Origin of the sequence: Pseudomonas sp. HMSC057H01 (genome assembly GCF_001836405.1) — a bacterium.
Taxonomy (GTDB): domain Bacteria; phylum Pseudomonadota; class Gammaproteobacteria; order Pseudomonadales; family Pseudomonadaceae; genus Pseudomonas; species Pseudomonas aeruginosa.
This window is the reverse complement of record NZ_KV828432.1, coordinates 18,176-30,389: the sequence shown is the minus strand read 5'-3', so window position 1 is coordinate 30,389 and position 12,214 is coordinate 18,176. Positions and strand designations below refer to the sequence as shown.

The window sequence follows — 12,214 nt, the reverse complement described above, 5'->3', positions numbered from 1 at the left end:
AAAGCGGCACCCGCGACCTGCTGAACCAGGCCTATGGCGTCGCTGCCGGGCGCCCGGACGTGCAGCGCGGCCTGCTGCGCTGGATGTTCCTGGTGCTCGAGGTCGGCCACGCGATCATCGAGCTGCGTCGCGAGCAGGAGCGCCTGCCGGACGAACCCTGCTACGCCGAGGCCATGCCCTGGCGCCAGGCGATCCGCGCCATGGGGCGGGCCCTGATCCGACTGTTCGTGCGCCCTGGCGCGGAGAACCTGGAGCGCGCCCTGGCGGCCGTCGACCAGGCCATCCACGCGGCCAGGCACACCGACGAACCCTGCGCGCCGCACTTCGACAGCTCGCCGCTACGGCGGGTGCGCAGCTACCTGCACTTCATCCGTTCTTCCTTGCTCGCGCCGACCTCGCCGCTGACCGAACTGGCCGGTCGGACGAGCGGCCAAGGTACCGTCCATGCCTCGTGAAATCGCCATCCATGGGGTCTACATGCCGACCCTGACGCTGTTGTTCGTGATCGCCGCGGCGCTCACCTGGGGCCTCGACCGGATCTTCGCCTCGGTTGGCCTGTATCGCTTCACCTGGCACCCGGCGCTGTTCCGGGTCAGCCTGTTCGCCTGCCTGTACGGCGGCCTGTCCCTGACCATCTACCGCTGAGGCGGTAGCGCACCTCTTCGTTATCGTGAGCCGACCATGACCTTGAAATCCGTAATCAGCCTGCTGGCGACCCTGCTGATCCTGTTGGTCGCCGTATTCATCGGGCGGACCCTGTGGGTCAACTACATGGACACCCCCTGGACCCGCGACGGTCGCGTGCGCGCCGACGTGATCAATGTCGCCGCCGACGTTTCCGGGATCGTCGTCGACGTCCCGGTGCGCGACAACCAGTTGGTGAAGAAAGGCGACCTGCTGATGCAGATCGACCCCGACCACTACCGCATCGCGGTGAAGCAGGCCGAGTCGCTGGTCGCCTCGCGCAAGGCGACCCTGGAGATGCGCCAGCTGAACGCCCGGCGGCGCGCGGAAATGGATGAGATGGTGGTCTCCCGCGAAAGCCGCGACGACGCCCACAACACCGCCGCCGCGGCGATGGCCGACTACGAGCAGGCCAAGGCCCAGCTCGACGCCGCGCGCCTGAACCTGGAGCGCACCCGGGTGGTGGCGCAGGTCGACGGCTACGTCACCAACCTCAACGTGCACCGTGGCGACTACGCGCGGGTCGGCGAGGCGAAGATGGCGGTGATCGACAAGAACTCCTACTGGGTCTACGGCTACTTCGAGGAAACCAAGCTGCCGTACATCCGCGAAGGCGACCCGGTGGACATGCAGCTGATGAGCGGCGAACACCTCAAGGGCCACGTGGAAAGCATCGCCCGCGGTATCTACGACCGCGACAACCCGGAAAGCCGCGAGCTGACCGCCGACGTCAACCCCACTTTCAACTGGGTGCGCCTGGCCCAGCGCGTGCCGGTGCGGGTACACATCGACGAAGTGCCGGACGGCGTGCTGCTCTCGGCGGGGATCACCTGCACGGTGATCGTCAAGCCACAAGGGCGCGACGACCAGGCCTCGGCGGCGCAGGCGCCGGGGCGGGCCGGTTGAGCGAAAGAGGCATGGAGAAGCCCGGCGGATGCCGGGCTTTTTCGTTTCGGCGGGGCGGAAGAGGGCGCCACTCGCCAGGAATACGCTGCGGTTGGCGGCTGCCGGTGGTGAATATCCACCCGGCGGCCTAGGCTCCGACCTGTTCGGCCGGCGACACGATCAGGCCCCTGCCGCCGCGCGAGCGGCCGGAGCTGAGGTAGTCGGCGATGGACTCCTGGGTGACCTCGCCGAGGAACTGCTGGTCGGGGTCGAGCACCGGCAGCCAGGAGCTGTTGAACTCGTACATCCGCGACAACAGGATGCGCAGGTGCTCGTCGTGGCTGGCGGTGACCCGGAACGGGGTGACGAACGGTTCGCAGGTGCCTTCCTGGCGGCGCAGGTCCTTGCGTCGCACGTAGCCCAGGCCCTTGCCCTGGTCATCCACCACGATCAGATAGCGCCGGTCGTTCTCGTCCATCAGTTCCAGCGCCTCGGCCACCGGGGTCTGCGGCCGGGCGGTGACCAGGCTGCTGTCGGCGGCGTCCTCGGCGCGCACCAGGAGCAGGCGCTTGAGCGTGCTGTCCTGGCCGGTGAAGGCGCTGACGAACTCGTCCGCCGGGTGCGCCAGCAGGGTATCCGGGTGGTCGTACTGGAGCAGCCGGCCGCTCTTGAACACCGCCACCTTGTCGCCCAGCTTGATGGCTTCGTCGATGTCGTGGCTGACCATGATCACGGTCATGCCGAGCTTGCGCTGCATCTCGAAGAACTCGTTCTGGATCGACTCGCGGTTGATCGGATCGACCGCGCCGAACGGCTCGTCCATCAGCAGCAGCGGCGCGTCCGCCGCCAGCGCGCGGATCACCCCGACGCGCTGCTGCTGGCCGCCGGAGAGTTCGCGCGGGTAGCGTTGCAGGTACTGCTTGGGCTCCAGCTTGACCATGCTCATCAGCTCGCGGGCCTTCTCCTTGCAGCGCGCCTTGTCCCAGCCGAGCAGGCGCGGCACGACCATGATGTTTTCCTCGATGGTCATGTTCGGGAACAGGCCGATCTGCTGGATCACGTAGCCGATGTGGCGGCGCAGGGTGACTTCGTCGAGGTCCGCGGTGTCCTGGCCGTCGATCAGCACGCGGCCGGAGGTCGGCGGGATGATCCGGTTGATCATCTTCAGGGTGGTGGTCTTGCCGCAGCCGGAGGGGCCGAGGAAGACGCAGATCTCGCCTTTCTCCACGGTCAGGCTGACGGAATCGACGGCGCGGAACTCCTTGCCGTTCTTCTGGGTGAAGGTCTTGCTGAGCTTGTCCAGTTCGATCATGTTCGGCTCCTGTCAGTGCGCGCTGGCGCGCAGTCCCTTGGGGGTGAGGATGCGTTGCAGCCATTGCAGCAGCAGGTCGGCGACGATGGCCAGGAGGCTGACCAGTACCGCGCCGACCACCAGCATCGGCATGTTGCTCTGGCTGATGGAAGTGAGGATCAGCACGCCCAGGCCGCCGGCGCCGATCACCGCGGCGATGGTCATCACGCCGATGTTCATCACCACGGCGGTGCGTACGCCGGCGAGGATCACCGGCACCGCGAGGGGAATGTCGACCATCCGCAGGCGTTGCCAGAAGGTCATGCCGATGCCCTTGCCGGCCTCGCGGATGCCTGCTTCGACGCCGGTCAGGGCAAGGTAGGTGTTGCGCAGGATCGGCAGCAGCGAATAGAGGAACACCGCGGTGATCGCCGGCAGCGGCCCGAGGCCCTGGCCGAATACCGAGTAGACCGGCATCAGCAGGCCGAACAGGGCGATCGAGGGGATGGTCAGCATCACCGTGGCGGCGCCCTGCAACGGGCCGGCCAGCCACGTGAAGCGGGTCATCAGCACGCCCAGCGGCACGCCGACGAGGATCGCCAGGCCTACGGCGACCAGTACCAGCAGCAGGTGCTGGAGGGTGAGCTGGCCGACCTGGGACCAGTCGAGATGGGAAAGCACGCTGAAGAAGTCCATTACTGGCTACCTCCCTGGCCGGCCTGGCCGTCGTCGAGCAGGCGGTGTTCGCGGAGGAAGTCGGCGGCGACCTTCTGTGGCGTCTGCTGCTCGATATCGACCCGCGCGTTGAGCGCCTGCATGGTGGCGTCGTCGAGCCGCTCGATGATCGGATCGAACAGCGTGGCGAACTCCGGATGGCGCTGCATGACCTCCTTACGCACCACCGGGGCGGCGTTGTAGAAGGGGAAGTACTGCTTGTCGTCCTTCAGCACGCGCAGCTTGAAATCCTTCAGGCGGCCGTCGGTGGTGTAGACGAGGCCGAGGAACACCTGGCGGTTCTTCAGCGCGGTGTAGACCAGCCCGGCGTCCATCTGGCGGATGTCGTTGCGGGTGAAGTGCAGGCCGTACAGCTCGCTCATGGGGCCGAGGCCGTCGGGGCGGCCGGCGAACTCCGGGTCCATGGCGAACAGGTGGGTGCTCCCGGGCTCGGCCTCCTGCTGTTCGGCGAGCACCCGCGCGAGGTCGCTGACGCTCTGGATGCCCAGGCGCTCGGCCTGTTCCTCGGGCATGGCCAGGGCATAGGTGTTGTTGAAGCGGGTCGGCTTCAGCCAGACCAGGCCCTGGGCTTCGTCGAGTTGCTTGACCCGGCGGTAGGAAGCCGCGGCGTCGAGCTTCTCGTCGATGTGGTTGTAGACGATCAGCGACGAGCCGGTGTATTCCCAGACGATATCCAGTTGGCCGCTTTCCTGGGCGGCGCGGGCCAGGGTGCTGCCCAGGCCGGTGGTGACCGTCACGTCGTAGCCGCGCTTCTGCAGGAACTGCGCGGTGATGGCGGTGAGGATGCGCTGCTCGGTGAAGGTCTTGCCGCCGATGCGCAGGGTTTCCGCCTGCGCCAGGCCGGCGGCGAGCAGGCCGGCGCAGGCCAGGCAGAGTGAGCGGATCAGTCGGTTCATCAGGCCTCCTTGGCGGTCAGGCCGCGTTCCAGGAACATGCGGCTGAACAGCACCACCAGGGCGTCCAGCAGCAGGGCGAGGAGCGCCGTGCAGGCGGCGCCGAGCAGCAGTTGCTGGTGGTTGTTCAGGTAGATGCCGGGGAAGATCAGGCTGCCCAGGCTGTTGGCGCCGATCAGGAACGCCAGCGGCGCGGAGCCGACGTTCAGCGCCAGGGCCACGCGCACGCCGCCGACGATGATCGGCACCGCGTTCGGCAGTTCCACCCGCAGCAGCACCTGGTTGGGCGTCATGCCGATGCCGGTGGCGGCTTCCTTCAGCGCCGGCGAGACATTGCGCAGGCCCTCGTAGGTGTTGCGCACGATCGGCAGCAGCGAGGCGAGGAACAGGGCGAGGATCGCCGGGCCGTTGCCGATGCCGATGATCGCCAGGGCGATGGCCAGCACCGCCAGCGGCGGGATGGTGTTGCCGACGTTGAACACCTGCATCAGGCGTTCGGCCTGGGCCTGCATGCCGGGACGGCTGAGCAGGATGCCGGCCGGCACGCCGACCAGCAGGGCGGCCGCCATCGAACTGAAGACCAGCACCAGGTGGGCCTGCAAGTAGAACAGCAGGTCCTCGCGGTAGTGGAGGATGGTCGCGGGGGTGATCCAGTGGATCAGCAAGGCCAGTACGGCGGCTGCGGCGCAGAGGCCGAGCAGGGCCTTGCCACAGGTTTTCACCATGGTCGGGACTCCCTTCGGAATGAGCGTTGGCTACGCTCTCGGGCGCTTCGTCGAAGCGCGGAAACAGGCCGGAAATCAAAGGCTTCGGATGGGCACCGAATTGCCGACCCTGAAAGGGTTGACCGTTCGTCGTTCGCGGAGGTTCAACGAAACGGCCATGCTTGTGCCATGACCGGGCCTGGGCAAGCGGCCGCAGCCGCCGTCTCGCCTGGGCTGGCGGCGAACGAAGAAATTTTCCCGGGGGAGCGGGCGAGAAGGGCGTTGCCGCGTCGGCGGCGCGCCATGCACCGTATCGGTGCGCTCGACGCCCAGGGCTTTTCTGCGGTTATGATGCGGGTTCCGAAATTTTCTCGGGCTTTTCCAGACATTCGCACCCCACGGTTCACGGATCGGCCTTTTGGGGTAGGTGTTTTACCTTCTGCTAAGGGAGTACCCCGCGTCATGCTCGATCTCGTCGCGGCATTCATTGCCTTGACCACCTTGCTCACCTACGTCAACTACCGCTTCATCCGCCTGCCGCCGACCATCGGCGTGATGGCCACGGCGCTGGTGTTCTCGCTGATCGTCCAGGGTCTGTCGGAACTGGGCTATCCGATCCTCGAGGTGGAGATGCAGGAAATCATCCGCCGCATCGACTTCTCCGAAGTGCTGATGACCTGGTTCCTGCCCGCGCTGCTGTTCGCCGGCGCACTGCACGTCGACCTCTCCGACCTGCGCAGCTACAAGTGGCCGATCGGCCTGCTAGCCACCGCCGGGGTGCTGATCGCCACCTTCGTCATCGGTGGCCTGGCCTACTACACCTTCCCGCTGTTCGGCTGGCAGGTGGATTTCATCTACTGCCTGCTGTTCGGCGCGCTGATCTCGCCGACCGACCCCATCGCCGTGCTCGGCATCCTCAAGTCCGCCGGCGCGCCGAAACCGCTGGCGACCACCATCGTCGGCGAGTCGCTGTTCAACGACGGCACCGCGGTGGTGGTGTTCGCCATCATCCTCGGCATCCTCCAGCTCGGCGAGGCGCCCACGGTCAGTGCCACGGCGATCCTCTTCGTCCAGGAAGCCATCGGCGGCGTGCTTTTCGGCGCGGTGCTCGGCTACGGCGTGTTCGTGATGATGCGCGGCATCGACCAGTACCAGGTGGAGGTCATGCTGACCCTCGCCCTGGTCATCGGCGGCGCCGCGCTGGCCGCGCGCCTGCACGTATCGGCGCCGATCGCGATGGTGGTGGCCGGGCTGATCATCGGCAACCACGGACGCCACTACGCGATGTCGGACGAGACCCGGCGCTACGTGGACAAGTTCTGGGAGCTGATCGACGAGATCCTCAACGCCCTACTGTTCGCCCTGATCGGCCTGGAGCTGCTGCTGTTGCCGTTCTCCTGGCTGCACGTGGCGGCGGCCTTCGCTCTCGGCGGCGCGGTGCTGGTCTCGCGCCTGCTCACGGTGGGGCCGGCGATCCTGGTCCTGCGCCGTTTCCGTGGCGCCAACCGGCAGGTACCGGCGGGCACCATCCGCATCCTGGTCTGGGGCGGGCTGCGCGGCGGCGTCTCGGTGGCGCTGGCGCTGTCCCTGCCGCTGGGGCCGGAGCGCGACCTGATCCTCAGCCTGACCTACATCGTGGTGCTGGTATCGATCCTGCTCCAGGGGCTTTCCATCGGCCCGCTGGTGCGTCGTATCTACGCCGGCCAGCCGCTGGAGAAAAGCGAGGGGGCGCACTGAGCGCAGCCTTCGTAAGGCGAGCGCCCGCCGTCATGGCGGGCGTTTTCGTTGGCGGCCATCAGGCGCTGTCCTGTGGCGCTTCGTTGCGATGGGTGCCGCGCAGGTTCATCGCCGCCAGGCAGACCTGCAGCAGGATCAGGGCATAGGCCTGGGCGTACAGGCCCCAGGCGATCCACAGCAGGTTGCTGGCGAGGAACACCCAGAAGCCGACCTTGCGTCTTCGCCGGTGCGCCGACGCCACCAGCCAGGCGGCCACCACCGTGACCAGCATGGCGGGCCATTGCAGGTAGTCCAGCCAATGCATGCGCGCATCCTTTTTCCGACCTTTGAGGGGTCAGACCAGCCCTGGCGCGGCAAAGTGCGGTCGGATCGGATAGCCGTGCAGCAGCGACCTGACCCGTTCCTCGTCGAGCGCCCCGTTGAACTCGGCGCCCAGGGCTTCGCGGTGGATGCCGGTGGCGCCCAGCCAGAGGGTATCGATGCGCGCGGCGAGGGCGCCGGGGACGTCGGTCACCAGCGAGTCGCCGACGAACAGGATGTGCCGCGCGCCGCGCGCTTCCAGTTGCCGCTGGGCGATGCGGAAGGCCGCCGGGTCGGGCTTGCCGTACCAACTGACCTGGCCGCCTTCCTCGCTGAACAGCTCGGCGAGCATGCCCGCGCCGTATACCGTGCGGCCGCCGGAAACCACCACGCGGTCCGGGTTGGCGCAGAGGAACGGCAGGTCGGTGGCGCCGCGCAGGGGCGCGAAGCGCTGTTCCAGTTCTTCCTGGGGAAAGCTGCCGACGCCGACGATCAGCGCCGCCTGGGTGATGTCGTCGACGAAGCGCTCGCGGATTTCCGCCGGCCAGCTCTGCTGGGCCAGGCCGACGCCGGCCAGGTAGATACCGCCACGCCGGTATTCGGCGGTTTGCAGCAGGGCGTCGATAGTCAACTGGCCGGACGTGGTGATGCCGGCGAACCAGTCGCGCCGGATGCCCAGGCGCTCGAGCCCGGCGCTCATTTCCACCACGCTGCTGGACGAGTTGCTGAGGAACCAGACCGGGCGGCCTTCGGCGTGCCGCCGGGCGAGCCAGGCGAGGGCGCCGGGGAACGCCTCGGCGCCGTCCATCACTACGCCCCAGAGATCGAGAAGGAAGCCGTCATAGTCGGCGCAGAGCGTCTCCAGTTGCGCATGGTCGAGCAGGCGGGTGCTGGTGGCGGCGCTGAAGCGCGGGGAGGTCGGGGCATCGCTCATGGGAGTCTCGTCGCGGCTGTCGAAGTGGGCCGCCGCGTGCGGCGGCGAGTCCCAAGGGTGCCAAACTTGCGTGACGGGACCAAGCCTTTCGGCCCTGCGCGTGTTTACGGCCGGTCGAGCGCCTGGGCCATCCACTCGCGCACATGGCAGAGGGCGAAGCGCGATGGGCTGCATTCGCCGTTGGCCATCGCCAGGCGCAGGCCGTCGACGTCGGCGCCGCGCACATAGGCGCTGGCGTCGCGCATGTCGTCCTCGTCGCCGAACCCGCCGCGCTGCATTTCCTCCAGCGCGGCCTGCTTGTCCCAGCCCTGCACGACGATGCGGTACATGGCGGCGAACAGTCCGGTGCGGTTGTTGCCGTGCTTGCAGTGCATCAGTACCGGGCCTTCGCGCTCGGCGGCCTGCAACTGGCGGAGGACGCTGAGCACCTCGGCGTCGTCGACCCGGTCGGCGTGGGTCGGCAGGCTGACCACCCGCACCGGAGCCTGGCCCAGCCAGGCGCGGTCGTCGTCCTTGATGAAGCTGACCACCGTCTTCACCTGCAGGCGTTGCAGCAGCGCGACGCTCTGTGCGTTGGGCAGCGCGCTGCGATAGAGGGTGGGGCTCATGCGGTAGAGGTTGATCGACGGGTCGACCGCTTGCGCCCAGGCTGGCGAACGCGGGGCGGCAGTCTCGGCGGCATGCAGCGGGCCGCCGAGCAGGAAGGCGCCGAGCACGGCGGCGAGGAGCAGGCGGAGCCAGGCGAGCGGTGAACGGTGCATGTCGGCCTCGTGCGGTGGGTGGCCAACACTAGGCGAGGGCGGGTCAAGCCGAGCTGAAGAGAATGTGAAGAATTCGTTGAGGCAGCTTCACCCGTCAGCGCAGGAAGAATCCATAGACCCTGCCGGAGAAGAACACCAGCAACAGCGCCGGATAGCACAGGTAGTGCAGCACCACGATGAGCAGTGCCGCCGGGCTGGGATCGCCTTTCAGCGAGGCGAGGCCGACCAGTAGCAGGTAAAGGACCCCGAGCACTCCGCCATACAGGGCGACCAGGCGCAAGCGCTCGCCCCAGGTCGGCCAGCGCCGCTGCGCGCGGGCGAACCACCAGGCCAGGCCGCCGGCGACCAGCGCGGCGATCAGCAGGCTGGCCGGCAGGCCGCCGAAGCGGACCACCCCGCGCAGCAGCACGTTGAGCAGGATCGCCGCGGCGATCCCGGCCAGGGCGTAGTAACGGATGGGTACGGCAAGGCGGTCGCCCATAGCGGTATCTCCTGGCGGTTTCAGAGGCGCGTGTCGAGGCCGAAGCGCTTCTTCAGCAGCCGCTCCAGCAGGCCGCGCGGCATCCAGCGGGCCAGCGCCGGCAGGGCCCGGCTGCCATTGCCGATGCGCACCAGCGGCGGGCGCGGACGGCGCTGCACGGCGGCGAGCAACTGGCGGGCGAAGTCTTCGGCGGGCGTGGGATTGTCCTGGGATGCCGCGGCGCGCGCCTGGATCTGCCGGCGCAACGGCCACCAGGGCGAGCGTTCGTCGACCACGCTGTCCATCTCGCGGCTGGCGCTGGCGCCGAAGTTCGAGGCGATGGCGCCCGGCTGCACTTCCAGCACCTCGACGCCGAACGGTGCTAGTTCCAGGCGCAGGGCATCGCTCAGCGCATGCACCGCGGCCTTGGAGGCGCAGTAGGCGCCGGCGAAGGGCGTGACCAGCACGCCGGAGACGCTGCCGACGTTCACCACCAGGCCGGACTTGCGCCTCAGTAGCGGGAACAGTGCGCGGGTCACGCCGACCACGGCGAACACGTTGGTCTCGAACTGCCGGCGCATGGCGTCGACGCCGCCGTCCAGCAGCGGACCCATGGCGCCGTAGCCGGCGTTGTTGACCAGCACGTCGAGGCCGGCGGTTTCGACTTCCAGCTCCTCGGCCAGACGGGCCAGCGCGGCGGCGTCGTTGACGTCCAGTTGCACCGCCTGGAAGCCGGCCTCGGCCAGGGCGCGCACGTCGTCTTCCTTGCGTGCGCTGGCCCAGACCCGGTAGCCGGCGCGCTGGAAGGCGTCGGCGAGGGCGCGGCCGATGCCGCTGGAGCAGCCGGTGACGAAGGCGACGGGTTGGCTCATGGGGCGGCGTTCCTTGGCTGGGAGTTGGAAGGAGGGCGGCCTACCGTACTGGATTCGCCGGCCGCGGAAAACCGCCCGAAGGCTCGGTCAGGCGTCCTTGCGCGCGATCCGCAGCGCCAGCGGCATGCGAACCCTGCGTGTCGAGGTCGGCTCGCCCCAGAGCGCGGCGACCCGTTGCAGGGCCTGGCGCACGAAAGCGTTGCCCTGCGCCTCGCGGCACAGGCGGCTGGCCGACCAGGTGGCCATGTAGTCGAACAACCGGGCCAGGCTCCATTGTTGCTCGATGACGAAGGCCGGCGCGGGGAGTTCGCCCAGCGGCAGCTCGACATCCCGGTAGGCGTTCCACAGCAGGCGGTTCTGTTGCGCCCAGTACGGGCCGATCGGGCGCAGGTATTCCTCGTCGATGGCGGCATCGATCTGCGCGTCGATGCTGAACCAGCCGTAGCCCCAGGCGGCGAACACGCCGCCGGGACGCAGCACGCGCAGCAGCTCGCGGTTGAAGCGCGAGTGGTCGAACCAGTGCCAGGCCTGGGCTACGCAGACCAGGTCGAAGGCGGCGTCGGGATAGTCGGTGGCTTCGGCGTCCTGCACGCTGTAGCGGATACCCGGATGGATAACGGCGTGTTCGATCTGCTGCGCGCTGGTGTCGCTGGCGAGGACTTCGCCGAAGTGCTGCGCCAGGCCGAGCGCGGCCTGGCCGGTACCGGTGGCGCAGTCCCAGGCGCGCCGGCGCTGGCCGCAGAGCCCGGCGAGATGGCGGTAGAGCGCATCGGGATAACGCGGGCGGGCGCTGGCGTAGGCAGCGGAGCCCTGGTCGAACAGACGGCGGGTTTCCATCGGGTCCTCCCTCGGTCAGTTGCCGAAACGCCCGTCCAGGCGTTCGGCGCGGAATTCCAGGGTGCTGGCGCGATAGCCCGGACGCAGCGGCGGCAGCGGCAGGCAGTCGTGCCAGCTGTCGCCGCCGAGCAGGGCGTTCGGCGCCCGGTAGCGCGGGCTGTCGAAGCTGGTGTCGGCCAGGTTGACGCTGTCGCCGGGGCGGTAGGCGGCGATCCTCCAGCGTAGCTCCAGCAACGGACGGTCGCTGCCGTTCTTCAGCTCGACCGCCAGCGGTCGGTCCACCGGACAGCGTTCCGGCGCATAGCTCAGGCGCAGTTCCTGGCGTTGCAGGTGGCGGCTTTCGTCGTTGTCCTGCCAGATCACCCAGGCCGCCACCAGGCCCAGCCCGGCGAGAGCCGCCAGGGAGACCGGCAGGGCCTTGGCCGGGTATCGGACGAGGAGGATGACCCAGGTGAGAACCAGCAGCGCACCGATCAGCATTGAAATGTCCTTTCTTCGAAGCCGAGGGGACATCCTAGCGCACTGCTGCGTATCGCAGGCGGTACGGGCACGCTTACGCGGCGGAGGCGCCGCGATATGCGCGAGGGAGGCCGAAAGGCGGGGATGCGGGTTTCGGCAGGATAGCCGCCGCCCCCGGCCGCGCCGTCATTCGCAGCGGCGCTTGCCGCCCGGCGTCAGCAGACGCTCCAGCTCGACGAACAGGCGCTCGGCGTCCTGCGCCTCGCAGTCCTCGCCGTAGCGCTTCTTCAGGCCGTGTTCGCTGAGGGTCAGGTGCAGGGTCGGGACTACCTCGTGGCGCGCCAGGCAGCCTTTCACGCAATGCAGCGGGCAACCGTCGAGGGCCAGGATCGGTCGCCCGGAGCGGGCCCGGCGGACCAGCAGCGGGACGTCGCCGCCGACTCCGGCGATGCAGGACATCTCCGCCAGCCGGGCGCGATCCAGGCGCAGCGCGAGATCGTTGGCCAGTTGCGCCACGTTGGAGCAGCCGGAGCAGGCGTAGACCAGGGGAAGGGGATCGTCGGGGCTGCGTTCGAACATCATGACGGGCGCCTCGTGGAAGGAAGCCGCCAGTATCGACGCAGCGCCGCGGTGGATTTCTTGACCGGAATCAAGCCCGCGCG

General features: G+C 68.5%; 16 protein-coding genes. 4 read left to right on the top strand and 12 right to left on the bottom strand.

Annotated features, from left to right (window positions below):
• The 3 genes from HMPREF2581_RS09710 to HMPREF2581_RS09700 all read left to right on the top strand — a co-directional run.
• Positions 1-455, top strand: a 455-nt coding sequence (locus tag HMPREF2581_RS09710; RefSeq protein WP_049263451.1) for an FUSC family protein, incomplete at its 5' end; no start/stop codon positions are given.
• A complete protein-coding gene (locus HMPREF2581_RS09705; RefSeq protein ID WP_003082823.1) occupies positions 445-645 on the top strand; it encodes a DUF1656 domain-containing protein in 201 nt (66 codons plus the stop codon). The genes HMPREF2581_RS09710 and HMPREF2581_RS09705, both read left to right, overlap by 11 nt.
• Positions 646-681: 36 nt before the next feature.
• Complete coding sequence (locus HMPREF2581_RS09700) at positions 682-1,590, top strand: efflux RND transporter periplasmic adaptor subunit (protein ID WP_003113767.1); 909 nt, start codon at positions 682-684, stop codon at positions 1,588-1,590.
• Positions 1,591-1,717: 127 nt separating this feature from the next.
• Here HMPREF2581_RS09700 and HMPREF2581_RS09695 read toward each other — a convergent pair whose 3' ends face one another.
• Genes HMPREF2581_RS09695 through HMPREF2581_RS09680 form a run of 4 tightly spaced genes read right to left on the bottom strand, consistent with a single transcriptional unit; the run spans position 1,718 to position 5,213 of the window.
• Positions 1,718-2,881, bottom strand: coding sequence for an ABC transporter ATP-binding protein (locus HMPREF2581_RS09695; protein WP_003092987.1), 1,164 nt, complete (start codon positions 2,879-2,881; stop codon positions 1,718-1,720).
• 12 nt (positions 2,882-2,893) lie between these two features.
• The gene (locus HMPREF2581_RS09690; protein WP_003092985.1) at positions 2,894-3,556 is read right to left on the bottom strand and encodes an ABC transporter permease; all 663 of its coding nucleotides are present in this window, start codon (positions 3,554-3,556) and stop codon (positions 2,894-2,896) included.
• Positions 3,556-4,491: a glycine betaine ABC transporter substrate-binding protein gene (locus HMPREF2581_RS09685; RefSeq protein WP_003092983.1), complete on the bottom strand. Its 936-nt coding sequence runs from the start codon at positions 4,489-4,491 to the stop codon at positions 3,556-3,558. Before HMPREF2581_RS09685 ends, HMPREF2581_RS09690 begins: the two co-directional genes overlap by 1 nt.
• Positions 4,491-5,213: an ABC transporter permease gene (locus HMPREF2581_RS09680; protein ID WP_003092982.1), complete on the bottom strand. Its 723-nt coding sequence runs from the start codon at positions 5,211-5,213 to the stop codon at positions 4,491-4,493. The genes HMPREF2581_RS09685 and HMPREF2581_RS09680 overlap by 1 nt, the downstream gene beginning before the upstream one ends.
• Before the next feature lie 441 nt (positions 5,214-5,654).
• On the opposite strand from HMPREF2581_RS09680, the gene HMPREF2581_RS09675 reads away from it, so the two are divergent.
• Complete coding sequence (locus HMPREF2581_RS09675) at positions 5,655-6,929, top strand: cation:proton antiporter (RefSeq protein WP_003092979.1); 1,275 nt, start codon at positions 5,655-5,657, stop codon at positions 6,927-6,929.
• A 58-nt stretch (positions 6,930-6,987) separates the two neighbouring features.
• On the opposite strand, the gene HMPREF2581_RS09670 is transcribed toward HMPREF2581_RS09675, so the two are convergent.
• From HMPREF2581_RS09670 to anvM, 8 genes are all read right to left on the bottom strand, one after another.
• Entirely contained in the window at positions 6,988-7,233 is a 246-nt protein-coding gene (locus HMPREF2581_RS09670) for a YgjV family protein (protein WP_003092978.1), read from the bottom strand.
• Between the two features lie 30 nt (positions 7,234-7,263).
• The gene (locus tag HMPREF2581_RS09665; RefSeq protein WP_003137765.1) at positions 7,264-8,163 is read right to left on the bottom strand and encodes a TIGR01459 family HAD-type hydrolase; all 900 of its coding nucleotides are present in this window, start codon (positions 8,161-8,163) and stop codon (positions 7,264-7,266) included.
• 104 nt (positions 8,164-8,267) lie between these two features.
• Entirely contained in the window at positions 8,268-8,924 is a 657-nt protein-coding gene (tpbA, locus tag HMPREF2581_RS09660; RefSeq protein WP_003111594.1) for a tyrosine phosphatase TpbA, read from the bottom strand.
• A gap of 94 nt (positions 8,925-9,018) precedes the next feature.
• The gene (locus HMPREF2581_RS09655) at positions 9,019-9,405 is read right to left on the bottom strand and encodes a hypothetical protein (protein WP_003113771.1); all 387 of its coding nucleotides are present in this window, start codon (positions 9,403-9,405) and stop codon (positions 9,019-9,021) included.
• Between the two features lie 20 nt (positions 9,406-9,425).
• Positions 9,426-10,256: an SDR family oxidoreductase gene (locus HMPREF2581_RS09650; RefSeq protein ID WP_003137768.1), complete on the bottom strand. Its 831-nt coding sequence runs from the start codon at positions 10,254-10,256 to the stop codon at positions 9,426-9,428.
• Positions 10,257-10,343: 87 nt separating this feature from the next.
• Positions 10,344-11,093 (bottom strand): class I SAM-dependent methyltransferase, encoded by a 750-nt coding sequence (locus tag HMPREF2581_RS09645; protein WP_003137770.1) that lies wholly within the window; start codon positions 11,091-11,093, stop codon positions 10,344-10,346.
• 15 nt (positions 11,094-11,108) lie between these two features.
• The gene (locus HMPREF2581_RS09640) at positions 11,109-11,573 is read right to left on the bottom strand and encodes a hypothetical protein (RefSeq protein WP_003092973.1); all 465 of its coding nucleotides are present in this window, start codon (positions 11,571-11,573) and stop codon (positions 11,109-11,111) included.
• Between the two features lie 165 nt (positions 11,574-11,738).
• On the bottom strand, positions 11,739-12,134 hold the full coding sequence (anvM, locus tag HMPREF2581_RS09635) for an anaerobic/virulence modulator AnvM (protein ID WP_003092971.1): 396 nt from the start codon (positions 12,132-12,134) through the stop codon (positions 11,739-11,741).
• Between the last annotated feature and the right edge of the window lie 80 nt (positions 12,135-12,214).

Bases quoted from the DNA above. Each gene is read 5' to 3' on its own strand.
- HMPREF2581_RS09675 (WP_003092979.1), top strand. From the start codon at position 5,655: ATGCTCGATCTCGTCGCGGCATTCATTGCCTTGACCACCTTGCTCACC.
- HMPREF2581_RS09680 (WP_003092982.1), bottom strand. From the start codon at position 5,213: ATGGTGAAAACCTGTGGCAAGGCCCTGCTCGGCCTCTGCGCCGCAGCC.
- HMPREF2581_RS09690 (WP_003092985.1), bottom strand. From the start codon at position 3,556: ATGGACTTCTTCAGCGTGCTTTCCCATCTCGACTGGTCCCAGGTCGGC.
- HMPREF2581_RS09695 (WP_003092987.1), bottom strand. From the start codon at position 2,881: ATGATCGAACTGGACAAGCTCAGCAAGACCTTCACCCAGAAGAACGGC.
- HMPREF2581_RS09685 (WP_003092983.1), bottom strand. From the start codon at position 4,491: ATGAACCGACTGATCCGCTCACTCTGCCTGGCCTGCGCCGGCCTGCTC.
- tpbA (WP_003111594.1), bottom strand. From the start codon at position 8,924: ATGCACCGTTCACCGCTCGCCTGGCTCCGCCTGCTCCTCGCCGCCGTG.
- HMPREF2581_RS09665 (WP_003137765.1), bottom strand. From the start codon at position 8,163: ATGAGCGATGCCCCGACCTCCCCGCGCTTCAGCGCCGCCACCAGCACC.
- HMPREF2581_RS09705 (WP_003082823.1), top strand. From the start codon at position 445: ATGCCTCGTGAAATCGCCATCCATGGGGTCTACATGCCGACCCTGACG.
- HMPREF2581_RS09700 (WP_003113767.1), top strand. From the start codon at position 682: ATGACCTTGAAATCCGTAATCAGCCTGCTGGCGACCCTGCTGATCCTG.
- HMPREF2581_RS09640 (WP_003092973.1), bottom strand. From the start codon at position 11,573: ATGCTGATCGGTGCGCTGCTGGTTCTCACCTGGGTCATCCTCCTCGTC.
- HMPREF2581_RS09645 (WP_003137770.1), bottom strand. From the start codon at position 11,093: ATGGAAACCCGCCGTCTGTTCGACCAGGGCTCCGCTGCCTACGCCAGC.
- HMPREF2581_RS09655 (WP_003113771.1), bottom strand. From the start codon at position 9,405: ATGGGCGACCGCCTTGCCGTACCCATCCGTTACTACGCCCTGGCCGGG.
- HMPREF2581_RS09670 (WP_003092978.1), bottom strand. From the start codon at position 7,233: ATGCATTGGCTGGACTACCTGCAATGGCCCGCCATGCTGGTCACGGTG.
- HMPREF2581_RS09650 (WP_003137768.1), bottom strand. From the start codon at position 10,256: ATGAGCCAACCCGTCGCCTTCGTCACCGGCTGCTCCAGCGGCATCGGC.
- anvM (WP_003092971.1), bottom strand. From the start codon at position 12,134: ATGATGTTCGAACGCAGCCCCGACGATCCCCTTCCCCTGGTCTACGCC.